Here is a 17831-nt window from a genome sequence, read left to right as displayed (position 1 = left end):
TAGCGTCTTACCTAGTTGCATTTTCATACTACTCACCCTTTCTATGTCCCAGAGCTGACATCAACCAATGTCCAAGTTACAGTGATTGGTTCTTCATAGATTTCGCCAATATTTGGTGCATCATTTATCTTTAAAAGAATTCCTTCATCTATCTGCCAATTTTTTTGAAAAGCAAAAGGTCGTTCAGGGTTAGGTATCGTCAAATCTGATCCGGATGTGTAGACGATGCTTCCAGTATTATCCAAGTTTATTGGCGTTTCGCCTGTATCTTGCCAAACCAGTGAAAAGGGATAATCTTCTGAACCATTTTTTATGGTAGAAACAGACAGCTTCCATGGGTTGCTAGCTCGATCACTATCTGAGCGACTATCTTTGACGTTGACTGTCAAATCCTCTGTCCTTGCCAATGGTATACTCATATCTTGCCCCGCTGTTACCGTCCAGTTGATTTTGTCTGTGACACTCATCCATGAAACTGAGCCGATCACCGTCAAATCCAGCAATAGTTTATTTGAAATAATCGTTTTTCTGCCTTCGCCATCTTCCTTGTATGCCTTTATCGTCAAGAAATTGTTTCCGTAAGGCTTCTTTTTAAGGTAAGCATTCAGTGAAATAATGATTGTACCGGAATTGACATTGTCGTTTGCACGAGTCTCAATATATTCATACCCATTACCGTCCTCCATGATAAAGCCATCGGGTAAATAATCCGACATCTTGTCTGGATCACTCCAATAGAAGGCCACTGACAGCGTTGTACTGACATCATGAGCATCAATTTCCTTCATTTCTTCCAATGAATCTTTGTTCCAAGATAATTGTGTCGGTTGGTTATCCTTTAAATGAAGCCAATAATAGGAAGAATCTGAGTATTGCTGTCTTCCAAGTGTTTCCAAGTCTACAGATAAATCAGTTTGAAAGTTCATCAAATCAAACCCTGTAAAATTACTTTTCAATTGCAGCTCAAAAGTAAAAAGGATGTCGCTTTTGATTGGATCTTGACCAGTTGAACGATATACGTTTATTTCTGCACCATAACCTTTAGGTATCCAAGAAACATAATCTACTAAATCTCTATCTGAAGAGCCCGGATAGCTTCTTCTTAGTAATAAATTTGAACTATCCCTTTGTTGATAATTTCCACGATTATTAAATGAAAAAGTCATCGTATAGCTCTTCACCTCTACATCTGCAGGACGGGTAAAAATAGAAGTGAACTTCAACGTATCTCCGGCTTTGGCATATACTAATGATGGATTAAAATCAGGATCCTCCAGAGTGATATCTTGACTTATCCCACCTTGGATGACCGCGACGCTGTTTGCTAATCCTGCTGTTTGCCTCAAAAGGTATGGTGTCTTTGCTTCAGCATTTTCTTGAATGGTTATCTTTTCCTGTTCTGCGCCTGACTCCGAAGTTGTCTCTGGTATTTCTTCTACAGGTTTTGTTGTTGGCTCTGTTTCCTCTACATGACCACTCTCAGGTGTTTTTTCGCTGTTGTCTTCTATAAAAGATGATTCTATGGTTGAGCTTTCAGTGGCTTCTGTGCCTTCAGGTTCTACAGGCTGCTCTGTTGGCTGTTCATTCAAAGCTTCTGCAAAAACAATAGAACAAGAGAGACAAACAGATAATAATAACAGCAAAACGGTAAAGCCAGTGGATAATTTCTGGATGTATCCCTTTTTCTTCTTCCTTTTTTTTTCCAATACATTCCCCTCCTAACTCACGACAATGCAACAGACAAATTTCATCTAAAGTGTAGCAGATAGATTTTGGTAAAATTACTTAAAAAACAATAGAAAGTTTTTGATTTTTGATTAAGAATATCTATTTATAAGTAAATGAGAGGTGAAAAAGAATGACTATCAATAAAAAAAGAATATTTCCTCTTAATTGTATAAGTTACGCTGAAACTCTTATCCAGATAAACTAGCAGTTTTTTTTACTGAACGTTTCTCATCATGCTGCTTCTTAGATAAGGGCTAGAATCAGCTCACTTAGAGAACGGTTGCATACTTTCTAAAGAATAGTACAATAGAAGAAAGAACATACTTGGGAGGGGCACAGATGGCAGGACATAGTAAGTGGAAAAACATTCAGGGCAGGAAAAATGCGCAGGATGCAAAACGAGGGAAAATATTTCAAAAGCTTTCTCGTGAAATATACATGGCGGCCAAAGCAGGAGGCGGAGATCCGGCAACTAATCCAGCGTTGAGGCTGGTTATGGACAAGGCAAAAGCGGCGAATATGCCGAACGATAATATTGACCGGGCAATAAAAAAAGCGGATAGCTCTGGTTCAGGCGAGCATTATGATGAAGTGACCTATGAAGGCTATGGTCCTGGCGGCTCGGCTGTTTTAGTCTATGCATTAACAGATAATCGAAATCGTACCGGAACGAATGTCCGAACAGCATTTAACAGAAATGGCGGTTCATTAGGAGAAACTGGTTCGGTTAGCTATATGTTTGAACGTAAGGGGTATCTGGCAATCGAGCGGACGGCTGCTATTGCTATCGATGAGGATACAATGCTAGAGCTTGTGCTAGAAGCGGGCGGTGAAGATTTAGAAGCTTCGGATGAAGTATTTGAAATTTATACGGAGCCTGGAGACTTTGCAGCTGTTCGTGATGATTTGGAAGGAAAAGGCTATACTTTTGCTCAGGCAGAGCTGACGATGGTTCCTCAAACAGTTGTGGAGCTGACAGAGGCGCAGGCCGAAACACTTCAAAAGCTGATTGAAAGACTGGAAGATGACGACGATGTGTCAGAGGTATTTACTTCTGCTGATTTGTAGTTGTAGATAGAGAAACGTGATGGGGCTTTAAAAATAAAGGAAGTTCCTTATTAATCAATTATTCCTAATAGTTAGAGCGTGGGCAGCAAGTTGTTTGATTGCTGCCTCGCTCTTTTTTCCTTATTTTGATGATTTATTCGTTAGAAATATTTGTTTGACTTAATCGGGAACAAGAGAGAAGCAGGCTTCGGAAATCGGATGTGCTGCACCTATGTTTTTATGAAGGCTAGTATTCCTTGGCTGATTTCGGTATGATCGTAAAATAAAGACAAAAGATAAAAAAGTTCCAACCTTTTTTTAAACGCAATCGTCTAACAGGTAAAGAAGGTGAAAAAATGGAAAAAGAATTGGTTGAAAAAGCTGTAGCCGGTGATTCCAAAGCCTTGGAACAGCTGTTGAAGGGACATTACCAGCAGCTTTATAAAACAGCTTTTCTATATGTGAAAAACGAAGCGGATGCATTAGATATTGTACAGGATTCCGTAATTAAAATTATTAGAAAAATAAGTACGCTCCAGTTTCCGGAGTATTTTACAACGTGGGCTGTTCGAATAGTTATTTTCACATCGTTGGATTATTTGAAGTGTGCAAAAGGCTACCTGCAGGGGATTGAGGAAGAGCAGCTGCTGCCCGAACAAAGGCTTTCAAAAGAGGAGCATCTGGATATCCATGCAGGAATAAAAAAGCTTCCTCAGCATCTACAGGAAGTGACGATTCTTCACTATTTTTATGGGAAAAAAATTAGAGAAATCAGTGTTGTTCTGGATGAACCGGCTGGAACAATCAAATATAAGCTGCATGAGGCCCGCAGTATATTAAGAATGTATCTTGAGGAGGGAGAAAAATGAAACTGAATCAAGAATGGAATCAGCAATGGGAGGATATTCGAATCCCGGAAGAAAAAATAATGCAGATTATTGATACAGCAATAGAAGAGCAGTCGCGAATGGAAAAACGTTCAGTATGGAAAAAGCTGAAACAAAAAGCAGCAGTAAAGCTTAGAAAACCTTCGAAAAGACAGTTGGTTGGGATTTCCGGTCTTTGTACCGCTGTACTTGCCGGAATAATCATCTGGCAACAGACTCAATCTGGGCAAACCAACTATACATCTACTGAAAGTGTCAAGCAGGATTATGCTGGCGAAGGTATGCTGAAAATGTATGAAGAACCTGAAACAGCGCCTGAAGCAGAGAGTAAAACAGCGGAGCCGTCTGGAAATGAAGCGGCAGTAGGGAGTAAATCAACAGTCGCAGAAGCGGAAAAAACGGCCAGCTTTTATACGTATACAAAACAGACCGTTGATTTTTCTAGAGATACAGCGAAGCTTGAACAATTAGTTGAAGAAAGCGGCGGCTATATTGAAAATTCAGAGAGAAGCAAGTGGATGGATGACCTGCGGCAGGCCAACTATGTATTACGTATTCCTGCGAAAGGTAGTCAGGACACCTTGAAGCAGTTGAAGGCTATTGGAGAGACCACTGACGAAAGCATCAGAACAGAAAATTATGGTGTGGCATATTCGGATAATGAAAGCCGAATCAAGGCCTTAGAAGCAGAGGAATCCGCCTTACTGGAACTATTATCTAAAAGTGAAAAGCTGGACGATATGCTGAAGATTCAGGATCGGCTGTCAGAAATCCGTTCGGAGCGGGAAATGCTGGTTCGTTCGAATAAGAGTATTGATAATCAGGTCGACTATGTAACAGTTGAAGTCTTTTTAAAGGAAAAAAATAAAGTAGAGAAGAAACAGGAAAGTCCCTCTGTAACTGACCGGATTCAAGGGAATTGGGAGGAACAGCTGCAGTATTGGAAAAATAAGGGAGAAGAGGTGCTGGTATTTATTGGCAGCAATGGTCTCTATATCCTGCTCGCTGCTATTGGCGGACTACTTCTTTGGCGTAAATATAGAAAATATAAAAAATCAGACAACAATAAAAGTCAATTGTGAGGCAGGAGGCTTAGCGGAGCTACTTTGTCTGCTCGAAGGTTGAATGATTACTAAAAAGAAAGAATAAGAGAGTTTGGGACATAAGTAAATGCCCGAACTCTTCTTTCTATAAAATCCGAATAAACGGCGTTCCAGTCTTTGTATGCTTCGAGGATCGCAACAGAGTGAGAACTGTAGACAAGCTTGTAGGAACCTAATGCTTTGTCTCGAGAATCGCTAGACTCGTAGAGACAGCAAGCTCACTACACTTCGTTCCGATAGCATCAACTTCTAAGTGCTAAAAGCACTAAGAGTTGAAGTTCTCGGAAATAAGCCGAACGATCTCAAAAATATGAAAAGCTCCAGGTAGGTATCAATCAACAGCTACTCGGTTCCCTCGTAGTGTTTCTTGACAATTTCCGGATAATCCGTCTTATTGCTGTGAAACACAGCGAGGGATGAGCTGATGTTGAACAGTACCTACTTATTTCTCGGAGCTAAACACTTTTGTCTCGACCTCATTTTAACTATTGAAAATAAATAGACGATGTACACTTTCGAGAGCTGCACTAAGGATGTTAAAATGGTAGAGAGAAAACCCTTTTTTGAATATCAGCTGAATGATTCAGGTGATTTATGGAGTATCTTTTCCGTAAGCTGCTTTGCGTTTCTCTGAAGCCTGTCATTTTGTTTAGTTTTCGGATTTTTCAAAGAAAAAATGAACTGTTTACAACTTGGTAATAACTTTTCGCTATTCTTAAAGTATCAAAGATAAAGGAGCGAAAGAAGATGAAAAAAATGAGTCTTGGAAAAAAATTGATTGCTGTAACAGCGGCAAGCGCCATATTGTTTGTCGGAGGTGTTTGGATTACACAGGTGATGGCAGAGCAGAAAGTCGATATTCCTATGGAAGAAACGATGGAAGAAGCTGTGGCCAGAACACAGGAAATGTTTGCGCAGATTGATAATATGTCTCTGAATGAATACTACACGGAGTACATGGAATGTTCTCCAGAGCTGGTTGAAGCGTTTAATAAAAAATATGCAGTTGATGTAGATACTATGAAGGTCAAGGAACTGAATGATGAGCAATATGAATACATGAATGCTCTTTACTATATCTATAAACATGGCGAGCAGCCAATTCTATCAAAAAATGAAGTAGATGCAGATAAAAAATATGAGTTTGCTTATGCACTGGAAACATTTACAGCCGATGTGGCAGCTGTTTCTAATGAGATTGATACAGAGCAGCCGATTGTGGCAATTTGTGAAAAATATGGAAAGGATCCAGATGGCAAGATAAATGATTTGACTCCGGAAATGATTATTGAAATCGATCAGGCAATCTTCCAGATATCAGATCATCTTGACGGGGAATAACAGAAAAAATGAAAACTATTCTGATTGTTGAAGACGATCATAAGGTGAATCAGTTGATTTATACGAGCTTAAAGATTGCAGGATACACTTGCTTCCAGGCCTTTTATGGCATGGAAGCTCTTGCTGTTTTGAAAAAAGAAAGCATCGATTTGATTCTGCTTGATGTTCAGCTTCCAGATATTGATGGCTTCTCACTATTTTCAAGCATGAAAAAGGTACCGGTTGTCTATTTAACCGCCCGGGATGGTGTGGAAGATCGGGTTAGAGGATTAAATCTGGGGGCAGAAGATTATATCGTTAAACCGTTTGCGTTAGATGAGCTGATTGCCAGAGTTCAAGTAGTTTTGCGGAGGTTTCATTCAGAAATGGCGTTGGAAGTTGGCGGCTGGCAGGTTGATCTGAAGAAACGGCAAGTATTTTGTGAGACGCAGTCAGCTGATTTGACTCCACAGGAATTTGCACTGCTGGAAGTGTTTGTGGTCAACAAAAATATGGCTTTGACCAGAGAACAGCTGCTGCAAGCCGCTTGGGGTTTTGATTACTTGGGGGACGAGCGTACGGTGGATGTCCACGTTCAGCGCTTAAGAAAAAAACTGGGCTTGGAAAAGCAGCTGGTGACAGTATATAAAATCGGCTATAGACTGGAAGTGGTCTAAATGGTTTTGTGGAAGAAGAATTTCTTTTTTATATTCACACTTTTTCAGGGGCTTATTTTTGTCTGTCTGCTTTTTTTTGTAAGCTATAGTTTTCAACAGGCGTTGAATAAAGAAGTACGCAGTTTTAGAAGGCTAGTTCAAGATAACGGCTGGATTGCTCAAAAGCTGACAGCTGATGACTTGTCATTAGTATCTAGGGAAATAGTTCTTTCTACCTATTTGCAGCAAGAAATTTCTGTCGAAATAAGGCGGGAGGACGGTACGGTTCTGTTATCGTTGAATGAAATCGAAAAAATGCCGGCTTTTGAGGAAAATCAGCTATCTGTATTTAAGGAGTCGGGAAAGCATTTTCTTACTTATAGCAGTTCGCTTTTCCTTCAGGGAGAACCAAGTGAAATATTTTATGCAAAAAATGTGAGCTTTTTATATGAGGAGCAGCAGATACGTATTTTTCAGAGTTTGATTTTTGGGCTGGGTCTGTCTACCGTGATTAGTTTGATTATTTATTGGCAGATGAAGAAAATTTATAAACCTGTCCAACAGATTTCTCACGAGCTTCGAACGCCGTTGACCTTGATCTCTGGATATTCAGAGCTGATGATTCGAATGAAATCAACAGAAGAAGAGAAACTCATGATGAGTCAGGATATATTGGATGAAACCAGACATCTGCAGGAAATCATTGAGCAGCTGCTTCTGATGGGAGAGCTGAAGGAAGGTACCGTAGCTAAAGAGCCAATTTATCTAACTGAATTATTGACTAGTTTACAGGCAGATTATCCTTTTCAGTTGGTTCGTAGTTTTAAAGAAGAGCCTGTGGTTGGAAATCGTATCTTACTGCTGAGATTATTAGATAATCTATTGAGAAATGCATTTAATGCTAGTACGCACGTGGAAATTATCATTAAAGCAAAAGAGCTGGTTATTTCAAATGGGGGAAAAGCTATTCCAGAAAGCAAGTTAAAAAAGCTGAACAGGGGAAAGAAGCTTCATCCTTCGGAATATGAGGGCTCAGGTCAGGGATTTATTATCTGTCGGGATATTGTACTTCTTCATCAAGGGAAAATAAGAATTGTATCGAATGAACTGGGAACAAAAGTTATCGTGAACTTTCCGTAGGAAAAATAAAAGAGCACGTGAAATTAATCAAGTCTAGATTTACTTTCGCATCTAATTTCAAATGAAAAGACTAAGATTAGAGGAGGTTGTGATAAAGTGTTCAGCTCCGAGACTCAAGCAGGTACTGTTTTAACATTAGCTCGTCCCTCGCTGTGCTTTACAACGACGAGAAAATTGTCAAGAAACACTCCGAAGAAACTGAGTAGCTGTTGATTGATACCTACTTGGTGCGTACAAATTTTTGCTAAATTTCAGCTTGTTGCTGAAGAATTTACTCCTGTGGTTACTCGTCGCAGTTAAGTGTGGGTATGTGTTACTGTCCCACTGCTTATTCGGATTTAAGCAGACTAAAAGTCTGGGAATTTAGTTTATGCCCCAGACTTTTAAGGTTCTTCGGAATAACCGCTTTTACCTCGTTCTTTTTTAACGTTGAATAAAGGTGTACGGAATGGACAGACGTGAATTGTTTTCCTTGAACACCAGCTGAAAAGCGGCTTCACCACAGCGGTCCAGATGATGATCAATGGTTGATATATTCAAGAGCTTGCTTGCCAGCAGATTTTCTTCACCGATAATTTCTACAATGGGGTTATTAAGTGTTTGAAGAATGCCAGCAGCAACTTCGTCGCTATTTGTCAGGATAGCGTCGATTTTTTTAGTTTTTGAAAAGAAAAGGCCGGCGTTGAGACCGTCTGTGTAGCTTTGGCAGTTTGTATAGACCATCTCTGAAGCCGGCGGTTGACCAAACACCTGCTGATAGGCGGCTAAGACAACCCGGCTGCTTGGGCTGATAGAGGGATTTCGGCCGATGACGATTCCAACGGCAGAAGTTCCTTTTTGTTTAAAATAGCGAAAGACTTCTTGATAAGATTCCATTCGACCGAATGATACGCAGGAAATTGGATAAGTACCAGTATCCTCGCAGCAGACGATTGGACCGTATTTTAAATAGCTCTGAATCGTTTCGAGAGGTGTTAGCTTAGAGGTGATAATCAGTCCATCGAAAGCTTTGGCAGCCAGCTGCTCCAGACAGTCTTTTTCTTTTTCAAGGTCATAATCGGTCGGCAGTAAGGTAATTTTATACTCTGCTTTGAAAGCAGCCTTCAAAATACCGCTGATAATCTTTTCATAATAAGGAACGTTGGCATGTGGAATCATTACGCCGATTGTTTTTGATAAGCCGCGGCTGAGTTCTCTGGCGCGTGCATTGGGGAAATAATCCAGTTCTTTAATAAGTGAAAGAATTTGTTTTCGTTTTTCATCAGCTACATAAGGATGGTTATTCAGGACGCGTGAGACAGTAGTGACGGAACATCCTGCTAAGCGGGCGATATCTCGAATGGTTGTCATGAGTACCTCTCTTTTTCAACGGTGTAAAACAGCTGGTATCTGCTGTTGTATGTAGTCTACAACAGCATTACCGTAGTCTACGAAGCAGTAGTTTTCTGTATCGTATAGAAAGCTCAGAGAGCACGGATTGTCTTGCTGAGTTACATCGGATAGTTGAGTCAAGTCTACCGTTTTATCCAAATATTTACAACAGCTGTTGAGGCTGGTCAGCTTCATTTGATGATTAGTGATGGAGACAGAAACAAAATAGTACTCAGTTCCTAAGGTGTCGTGCAGTTCTAAAATGGTTTGAATCATAAAAGTTCCCCTCCTTGTTTTTTCTACTATACGTTATGAAACGCGTAACAGGTCAAGGGTAAAAATCAGGAAAGGTCTTCTTTTTGTAAAATTCTTTTTTCCGGCATATACTCAAGTTGAGTACTGCAAAAATTACTAAAGGGGGAACAATCTCTATGTTGAAATTGAGTGAAGGAAAAAAAGCGGCTCTGGAACGATTGTCTACGGAAGCCGGGGTGATTGAAGCGCTGGCGATTGATCAAAGAGGTTCGTTAAAAAAAATGATGGCTGGTTTTGGCGAGTTGAACCCTGAGGAAAAAATTGTTGATTTTAAAGAAGCGGCTTCAGAGGAACTGACAAAGTATGCATCAGCTATTCTGCTGGATCCTGAATATGGATTGTCAGCTGCTAAAAAGCGGGCTGACAATTCTGGATTGCTCTTAGCGTATGAAAAAACTGGTTATGATGCAAATACGCCGGGTAGACTGCCTGATATTCTGGAGGACTGGTCCGTGCATCGGTTGAAAGAAGAAGGAGCAGATGCTATTAAGTTTTTACTTTACTACAATCCTGATGATGATAAAAAAATTAATCATTTGAAGCATGTATTTATTGAACGCTTGGGAAGTGAATGTCTAGGGGAAGATATCCCGTTCTTCTTAGAGATAGTGACCTATGATACAGAGGTTGCTGATGATCATTCTCCGGAGTTTGCTCAAATCAAGCCGAGAAAAGTGATTGAATCAACCAAGGAATTCTCAAAACCTCAATATCATGTAGATGTTCTAAAACTAGAAGTTCCTGTAAATATGAATTACGTTGAAGGATTTTCCGATAAAGAACCTTTGTATAGCCGGGAGGAAGCATTAGGCTACTTTAAGGCGCAGAGCGATGCAACAGAGCTGCCGTTTATTTTCTTAAGTGCTGGAGTAACTATGGAGCTGTTTCAAAAAACTATCCAGTTTGCAAAAGAAGCTGGATCAACATTTAATGGTGTTCTTTGCGGCCGGGCAACCTGGCGGGATGGAGTAGAGCCTTATGTAATAAAAGGTGATGAAGCTGGACGAGAGTGGTTTAATACACAGGGAAGACAAAATATCGAAACATTAAATTCAGTAGTAGAGCAAAGCGCCCGTTCTTGGCGGGATAAAGTAATGAAATAAAAAATTAGATAACAGAGAAAGGCGACTACATCAAAAGTGTTTTATCTCAAATCATAGAAGTGATACAAGGAAACAACCACTCCTTTTTTTAGTATAAAACGATTTGCTTTTGAATAGGCAGCCTCTGAAACAATGCTTATTAAGGCCTGAAGGACGTACTACAGTCAGTTTGACTAGTGGTATAGTCCTTTTTTTGTTATAAGTAGTGGGATTTACTGATGATTAACTGGTATTAATAATATAACCTCTTTTTGTTTGTTTACTGATCCTTTTTCCTATTTTTTAACAGTTTTCTTTAGAAAAAAATTGACTTTGTAAGCGTTTTGGTATTATACTGATATTGTGGTTACTACCAGTTGAGTTTTTAATACCAGTGAAAGGAAGTGAAAACATGATTGGATGCATTGTGACAGGACATGGCAGCTTTGCTCCGGGAATGATGGGAGCAGTAGAAATGATTGCTGGTCCACAGGAAATGTTTGAAGTGGTACCTTTTCATGAAGAACAGCCGTTGGAAGTGTTTGAAGAAGAGATGAAACGAACGCTGACAAAGCTTTTGGAAGAAACAGATGGTGTAGCGGTTTTCTCTGATTTGATGGGTGGTACGCCATTTCGGACAGCGATGCTTTTAGCAGCAGACAAGGAGCAGGTAGAGGTTGTAGCAGGGACAAATCTTCCTTTGCTGATTGAAGGAAGCGGTCTACGCTATACATTTAGTTCAGCAGATGAATTTTTGGAGGCAATCATCGAAATCGGGAAATCTGGTTTGGTCCATGCGAAGCTGGATTTGTCTGAGAATGAAGAAACTGAATCTGAGGAAGAGGGGATTTAGTGATGTGGCAAAGTATACTGGCATCATCTGTTGTTATGATTGTTTTTTTACTGGTTATGGCAGTCGGCTATTATCTTCTCAATTATAAAAATGTAAAAAGACAAAAGGATCACTATCGGAAGCTTCATCAGGATTTGGCAGTGGGACAGCAGATTATTTTTTTAAACGGCGTTTATGGAACCTTGATGAGAGTCGGTGACGAGACTGTTGACGTTAAGGTGAAGTCGAATGCTGTGATGGAAATATCAAGATTTGCCGTTACAGAGATTGTTAAATCAGCTAGTTCTGATAATAAATAATCGTTGTAAATTCTGTAAAAGATTCTCTGTACGGGAAGTCACGCTTAGTCTGTAGTGTAAAGAAAAGGCGATTGAACTGCATTTGAAATCTTTTGCGGAAATTATATAGGAAGGAGATAGGAACAATGCCCAATATTTTATTAACACGTATTGATAATCGTTTAATCCACGGACAAGTAGCAACACAGTGGAATGGTTCTATCGGTTCTAATCTGATTCTAGTAGCAAATGATAAGGTAGCAGGTGATAAAGTTCGGCAGGGATTGATGGACATGGCAGCTCCAAACGGAGTAGCAACACGTTATTTCAGCCTGCAAAAGACAATTGACATTATTGGCAAGGCATCAGCAAATCAGAAAATCTTTATCATTGTTGAAAGTCCTGAGGATGCATTGACTTTAGTAGAAGGAGGAGTGCCAATTAAAAAAGTGAACATTGGAAACATGCATATGGCGGAAGGGAAGCGTCAAGTAGCAACAACAGTTGCAGTGGATGAGGCAGATGTTGCCGCATTCAGAAAGTTGCAGGAATTAGGTGTTGAGCTGGAAATTCGCCGGGTACCGACAACACCAGTAGAAGACACGGGCAAACTTTTTAGTTAAAACTAGGAAGGAGATAAAAAAATGGATTACAATATTTTACAGATCTTATTAGTATTTTTAGTGACATTTATTGCAGCGATTGATCAATTCAGCTTCCTTGAATCCTTATACCAGCCAATTGTAACTGGTATGGTGATTGGGCTGATTTTAGGTGACTTACAAACAGGGCTGATAGTAGGGGGAACCTACCAGCTGATGACTATCGGGAATATGCCGGTCGGCGGAGCACAGCCGCCAAATGCGGTAATTGGGGGAATTATGGCTGCTGTTCTGGCAATTACTTTGAAGCTGGAGCCAACAGTAGCAGTAGCAACTGCGATTCCATTTTCTCTGTTAGGACAATACGGTGTTACTTTAATTTTCTCTTTAATGTCTCCAGTAATGACAGTGGCAGACAACTATGCTCATGAAGGAAATACTAAGGGAATTGACCGGATTAACTATTTAGCGATGTTGGCTTTGGGTTCAATTTTTGGCATTATCGTCGTATTATTCTTTATCGGCGGACAAGCATTCGGTCAAACCGTGGTTGATGCTATTCCTGAATGGCTGATGGGCGGCTTAAGTGCAGCTGGTGGAATGATGCGCTATGTTGGGTTTGCTATCCTGCTGAAAGTAATGGTTTCCAGAGATATGTGGGGTTTCTACTTCTTCGGGTTTGCCTTAGCAGTCATCGTAATGGCAGCACCAAGCTTAAGCGGACCAGCGTTGATTATCCTGGCGTTTATCGGTTTTGCTCTGGCGTTCTGGGATTATCAAATTCAAACGAAATTCAAGCAAACGGCTTCTGCGAATAACTTCGGAGGTGACGAAGATGGCATATAATATTCCAGATAACTATCAAAATACAACACCAGCAGCTCAGCTGGATAAAAAGACCTTAAACAAAATGGTTTGGCGTTCGTTATTCCTGCAGGCCTCTTTTAACTATGAACGGATGCAGGCTGGCGGCTGGCTTTACTCTATCCTTCCCGGGTTGAAAAAAATTCACGGGGATAACAAAGATGATTTATCTGCTTCAATGAGCCACAACCTGGAATTTTTTAATACACACCCGTTTTTAGTAACGTTTGTTATGGGGATTGTTCTATCTCTTGAACAAAATAAGACAGACATTCCAACGATTCGTGCAGTTCGGGTTGCAGCAATGGGACCTTTAGGCGGTATCGGCGATGCATTATTCTGGTTTACGCTGGTGCCGATTACTGCGGGAATTACGTCTAATATGGCAATTGACGGTAATATTGCTGCGCCATTCATCTTCCTGTTGGTATTTAACGTTGCTCAGTTCGCTCTTCGTTTCTTCCTGATGAACTGGTCTTATAAGCTGGGAACAGATGCAATCGGTGTTCTGACGGAAAATGCTAAAGAATTTACTAGAGCAGCAAGTATTTTAGGGATTTTTGTAGTAGGGGCTCTGACCTGTGTATATGGGGCAACAAAAGTAGATGTTAAGATTCCAAACGGAACAACCAATGCTCTTTACTCTGTAACTGAAGTTGTTCCGGCAGCTGAAGTAAGCAAATTTGATGAGTATATCTACAAAAAAGATGACGACGGCAATCTGACAGATGAAATTCAGGATGCAGGTACAGATCAAAAAGCGTTAGGTGTAAAAGAATTGGCGACTGGCGAATTTGAAGTTACTTACAACCAGAATGAAACAAAAGATGTAACAATCAATATTCAAGAAATTCTGGACGGGATTCTGCCTCAGATGATTCCACTGGCCGTTACCATGATGCTTTACTTCTTCCTGGCTAAGCGCGGCTGGACGCCTCTCAGATGTATTGGGCTGATTCTTATCCTTGGCTTAGTTGGTTCTGGATTTGGACTATGGCCGTCTATCTGGCCATAAATGAGCCGCTGACTATAGTAATTAAAGTGTGACTGCAGGCGGAAGGGGTGTGACATTGATATAACCCTATTCTCTAAACTTGAATAAACGGTGTTTCGTTCCAATCCACTATACTTCGAGAATGGAGCGAAGCGGGAACCGTAGAGGTAGGTAGAATCATTCTGTCGCAACCTCAGTGTCTGCAGTCTTTTCTTTCGATCTCTAGAGTAAGTAAATCACCTTAGTTTGTCTGCTGCTTTCTAAAATCGTTGAAATTCGATGAAAGAATGATAAACTTATCATGTGGTTACGACCACTTGATTCGGGAGGGGAAGACTTTGGAAAGAAAGAGAAGACAACCACTGTATGATCAGCTGGTTGATTTATTGAAAGAACAGATTGAAACAGATTTGGAGCCCCATGCTATGCTGCCGTCTGAACGGGAGCTGTCAGATAAATATGGATTAAGCCGTACAACAGTGCGTTTGGCACTGCAGGAGCTGGAGAAAATGGGCTATATTTATCGCCAGCATGGAAAAGGCACCTTTGTTTCATCCATAAGTCAGGAAGTAACAAACTTAACTGGCGGCTACAGCTTTACTGAGCAGATGAGACAGCTGGGCAAAGAGCCGAATACCGCTATTCTAGAATACCGAATAGTAGAAGCTAATAAATTCTTTGCTGAGCATTTAAATCTTTCGCTCGGTGAAAAAATTATCAAAATTAAACGCTTGAGAAGTGCCGATGGCATGCCTATGATGGTTGAACGCTCGTATTTACCCTATAAAAAATTTATGAGAATGAAAAAAGAAGATTTAGAGAAAAAACCGCTGTATGACATTTTTGCTGAAGATTATAGTGAAACAATCAAGCTGGCGGAAGAAGAGTTTTATGCAAGTATTGTAAGTGATAATGATGCGAAATTATTGGAAGTGCCTTATAGTGCCCCCAGCTTAAATTTAGTTCGAACGACCTATAATATCAAAAATGAGGTCATTGAATTTACGCTGAGTGTCGCACGTGCAGATAAATTCCGTTATAAGGTACGCCATGTTCGCTGACTAGTTTACTAAGACCAAGGAGGCGCATGCTGAATGTTCGAACAAGAGGCAGAGACTTTAGAGAAAATGGGCGCTGAGATTACAACTCGTGAAATCAGACAACAGCCGGAATTATGGCAGGAAACAGTCGCTATCTATCGTAAAAATGAAGCTGCTGTTTCAGATTTTCTTGCACAAATTAAACAGGAAACCAATGATAAAATACGCGTGATTTTTACGGGTGCCGGGACCTCTCAATATGTGGGAGATACTTTAGTCCCCTACTTAACCCGGAACGGAGATAGCAAGAAATTCTCCTTTGAAAGCATCGGAACAACCAATATTGTAGCAGCTCCGTATGATTATCTGCTGCCGGACGAGGTAACCATTTTAGTTTCATTTGCCCGCAGCGGAAATTCACCGGAGAGCTTAGCGGCAGTGACGGCCGCGAATAAAATCGTAAAGAATATTTTTCATATTACGATTACCTGTGCGCCTGATGGTCAGCTGGCTGCGGCAGCTGCAGGAAATGAACGGATTCAGCTGTTGCTGATGCCTGAGCGATCAAATGATAAGGGCTTTGCGATGACAGGCAGCTTTACTTGTATGACATTGATGGGCCTATTGATATTTGATTTGACTTCTCTGGAGCAGAAGGTGAAATATGTAGAGGCAATGAGTGAAATGGGTCAGGAAGTGATTCAGCGTGAAGCGGAGATTCAGGCGCTGTTAAAATCTGATTTTCAACGGCTTGTTTACTTAGGCTCTGGGGCTCTTGCAGGACTAACGAGAGAATCTCAGCTAAAGGTTTTAGAGCTGACAGCTGGAAAAATTGCCACTGTTTTTGATTCATCATTAGGCTTCCGTCATGGGCCAAAATCTTTTGTTAATGAGCATACACTAGTCTTTGTTTTTGTAAATAACGATCCTTATACACGGCAATATGATTTGGATATTTTAGAAGAGGTTCAAGGGGATAAAATTGCTGCCGAAGTTATCGGGATAGGTCAGGCCGGAGAAACAGCTTTCTCTGGAACACAGTTTACTTTTACGAATAAAGAGCTGTTGCCAGATGCCTATCTGGCACTTCCAGATGTGATGTTTGCTCAAACTGTGGCATTGAACAGTTCAATTAAAGTCGGTAATACACCAGATACACCGTCTCCAACCGGAACGGTTAACCGTGTCGTTCAAGGTGTAACAATTTATGAGCTTTAGTTTGAAAATAGAAAGCACTGAATCCGGTTGTTGAGTGAAAACAGTCTAACAAAAGGAGTTCAGTGCTTTTTTTGCAGAATAGTATGCATCGTGAATGTGAGAACTGAATAGTGGAAGAACTGGAGAGGCTATCCGTTGGATGCTCTTTGGCTTTTTAGTGACGAAAGGAAGTAAGAGAAATGGCAGAGTATTTTATTAAGGCAGACCGTTTTTTTCTGAAGAGCGGTACAGCTGCAGCGGGCTATTTAGAAGTAACTGATGGAAAATTTGGACGCTATACGAAGGAGCAGCCTTTGGGAACAATTCTTGATTATAGCGGCAGCTGGATAGCTCCCGGACTGGTTGACACACATATTCACGGTTTTTTAGGTCATGACGTAATGGACAACAATTTTGACGGTATTAGAGAAATGTCTAAGGGGCTGCTAAGCTGCGGTGTGACGTCGTTTTTGCCGACAACATTGACAGCTGCAGTAGAAACCTTGAATGAAGTAACGGCTTCTATCGGCGAACACTATCAAGAGGTCGAGGGAGCAAAAATTCAGGGAATCTTTTTTGAAGGTCCCTTCTTTACGGCTGAGCATAAAGGTGCGCAAAACCCCAGTTATTTTTCCAATCCTAATATTGAGGTATTTAATCATTGGCAGGAACTGAGTCATGGGCTTATTCGGAAAATTGCCCTTGCTCCAGAACGTGAGGGAGCAGTTGAATTTATTCAAACCGTGACGAAGCAGGGAGTGACTGTCGCTCTCGGTCATAGTGCAGCGAGTTATGAACAAGCACAGGCTGCAGTTCTTGCCGGAGCATCGGTATTTGTGCATACGTATAACGGAATGAGCGGACTAAGTCATCGAGAACCTGGCATGGTAGGCGGAGCAATGAATACCAAAGAGACCACTGCGGAGCTAATCTGTGATGGGCATCATGTGCATCCGGCAGCGGCTGAAGTACTGATTACGGTAAAGACACCTGAAAAGGTCGCTTTGATTACAGACTGTATGCGTGCAGGCGGTATGCCTGACGGAGAGTATACATTAGGTGAATTCCCAGTTGATGTGAAGGATGGGGCTGCCCGGCTGCAGTCAAACGGCAGCTTGGCCGGCAGTGTTCTGCAGCTCTTTGATGGGGTGAAAAACGTTGTTGATTGGGATATAGCAACGGTTGAAGAAGCCTTGAAGATGGCTTCGCTAGTTCCAGCACAGAGTGTCCATATTGAGGATCGCTGTGGAAGTATTGAAGGGGGACTGCCTGCTGATTTTCTAGTTATTAGTCCACAGATAGAGCTGCTGGAAACCTATGTAGACGGTCGGTCACTATATAAAAAAGATTAATT

At 40.9% G+C, this 17831-nt stretch carries 18 protein-coding genes; 15 read left to right on the top strand and 3 right to left on the bottom strand.

The features are described from left to right. Positions 1-41 precede the first annotated feature (41 nt). Complete coding sequence (locus ACYSNQ_RS14470) at positions 42-1706, bottom strand: hypothetical protein (RefSeq protein ID WP_426084289.1); 1665 nt, start codon at positions 1704-1706, stop codon at positions 42-44. A gap of 361 nt (positions 1707-2067) precedes the next feature. On the opposite strand from ACYSNQ_RS14470, the gene ACYSNQ_RS14465 reads away from it, so the two are divergent. From ACYSNQ_RS14465 to ACYSNQ_RS14440, 6 genes are all read left to right on the top strand, one after another. Next, positions 2068-2796 carry a YebC/PmpR family DNA-binding transcriptional regulator gene (locus tag ACYSNQ_RS14465; RefSeq protein ID WP_426084288.1) on the top strand — a complete coding sequence of 243 codons (729 nt, stop codon included), beginning with the start codon at positions 2068-2070 and terminating at the stop codon, positions 2794-2796. A 335-nt stretch (positions 2797-3131) separates the two neighbouring features. Further along, entirely contained in the window at positions 3132-3644 is a 513-nt protein-coding gene (locus ACYSNQ_RS14460) for a sigma-70 family RNA polymerase sigma factor (protein ID WP_426084287.1), read from the top strand. After that, a complete protein-coding gene (locus ACYSNQ_RS14455; RefSeq protein WP_426084286.1) occupies positions 3641-4744 on the top strand; it encodes a DUF4349 domain-containing protein in 1104 nt (367 codons plus the stop codon). Before ACYSNQ_RS14460 ends, ACYSNQ_RS14455 begins: the two co-directional genes overlap by 4 nt. Positions 4745-5512: 768 nt before the next feature. Continuing rightward, positions 5513-6106 (top strand): hypothetical protein, encoded by a 594-nt coding sequence (locus ACYSNQ_RS14450; protein ID WP_426084285.1) that lies wholly within the window; start codon positions 5513-5515, stop codon positions 6104-6106. An 8-nt stretch (positions 6107-6114) separates the two neighbouring features. Next, entirely contained in the window at positions 6115-6762 is a 648-nt protein-coding gene (locus tag ACYSNQ_RS14445; RefSeq protein ID WP_426084284.1) for a response regulator transcription factor, read from the top strand. Further along, on the top strand, positions 6763-7881 hold the full coding sequence (locus ACYSNQ_RS14440) for a sensor histidine kinase (RefSeq protein WP_426084283.1): 1119 nt from the start codon (positions 6763-6765) through the stop codon (positions 7879-7881). It begins immediately after the preceding gene. Positions 7882-8304: 423 nt separating this feature from the next. On the opposite strand, the gene ACYSNQ_RS14435 is transcribed toward ACYSNQ_RS14440, so the two are convergent. Then, complete coding sequence (locus ACYSNQ_RS14435; protein WP_426084282.1) at positions 8305-9231, bottom strand: LacI family DNA-binding transcriptional regulator; 927 nt, start codon at positions 9229-9231, stop codon at positions 8305-8307. Between the two features lie 15 nt (positions 9232-9246). Then, positions 9247-9528 carry a hypothetical protein gene (locus tag ACYSNQ_RS14430; RefSeq protein ID WP_426084281.1) on the bottom strand — a complete coding sequence of 94 codons (282 nt, stop codon included), beginning with the start codon at positions 9526-9528 and terminating at the stop codon, positions 9247-9249. A 155-nt stretch (positions 9529-9683) separates the two neighbouring features. Here ACYSNQ_RS14430 and lacD point away from each other — a divergent pair, with 155 nt between their 5' ends. The 9 genes from lacD to nagA all read left to right on the top strand — a co-directional run bounded on the left by lacD (position 9684) and on the right by nagA (position 17829). Further along, a complete protein-coding gene (lacD, locus tag ACYSNQ_RS14425) occupies positions 9684-10670 on the top strand; it encodes a tagatose-bisphosphate aldolase (protein ID WP_426084280.1) in 987 nt (328 codons plus the stop codon). A 391-nt stretch (positions 10671-11061) separates the two neighbouring features. Then, complete coding sequence (locus tag ACYSNQ_RS14420) at positions 11062-11502, top strand: PTS sugar transporter subunit IIA (RefSeq protein ID WP_426084279.1); 441 nt, start codon at positions 11062-11064, stop codon at positions 11500-11502. A 2-nt stretch (positions 11503-11504) separates the two neighbouring features. Next, positions 11505-11801 (top strand): preprotein translocase subunit YajC, encoded by a 297-nt coding sequence (gene yajC / locus ACYSNQ_RS14415; protein ID WP_426084314.1) that lies wholly within the window; start codon positions 11505-11507, stop codon positions 11799-11801. A gap of 125 nt (positions 11802-11926) precedes the next feature. After that, positions 11927-12403 (top strand): PTS N-acetylgalactosamine transporter subunit IIB, encoded by a 477-nt coding sequence (gene agaV, locus ACYSNQ_RS14410; RefSeq protein ID WP_426084278.1) that lies wholly within the window; start codon positions 11927-11929, stop codon positions 12401-12403. A 21-nt stretch (positions 12404-12424) separates the two neighbouring features. Then, the gene (locus ACYSNQ_RS14405; RefSeq protein ID WP_426084277.1) at positions 12425-13228 is read left to right on the top strand and encodes a PTS mannose/fructose/sorbose/N-acetylgalactosamine transporter subunit IIC; all 804 of its coding nucleotides are present in this window, start codon (positions 12425-12427) and stop codon (positions 13226-13228) included. Continuing rightward, positions 13218-14261, top strand: a complete 1044-nt coding sequence (locus ACYSNQ_RS14400) for a PTS system mannose/fructose/sorbose family transporter subunit IID (RefSeq protein WP_426084276.1) — start codon at positions 13218-13220, stop codon at positions 14259-14261. Before ACYSNQ_RS14405 ends, ACYSNQ_RS14400 begins: the two co-directional genes overlap by 11 nt. Before the next feature lie 317 nt (positions 14262-14578). After that, positions 14579-15301, top strand: coding sequence for a GntR family transcriptional regulator (locus ACYSNQ_RS14395; RefSeq protein ID WP_426084275.1), 723 nt, complete (start codon positions 14579-14581; stop codon positions 15299-15301). A gap of 33 nt (positions 15302-15334) precedes the next feature. After that, on the top strand, positions 15335-16498 hold the full coding sequence (gene agaS, locus ACYSNQ_RS14390) for an AgaS family sugar isomerase (RefSeq protein ID WP_426084274.1): 1164 nt from the start codon (positions 15335-15337) through the stop codon (positions 16496-16498). Between the two features lie 179 nt (positions 16499-16677). Next, positions 16678-17829 (top strand): N-acetylglucosamine-6-phosphate deacetylase, encoded by a 1152-nt coding sequence (gene nagA, locus ACYSNQ_RS14385; RefSeq protein WP_426084273.1) that lies wholly within the window; start codon positions 16678-16680, stop codon positions 17827-17829. Positions 17830-17831 lie beyond the last annotated feature (2 nt).

This window comes from Enterococcus sp. LJL51 (genome assembly GCF_054871795.1).
Note: the sequence above shows the minus strand (reverse complement) of the source record. Positions and strands in the feature narration are given on the sequence as shown.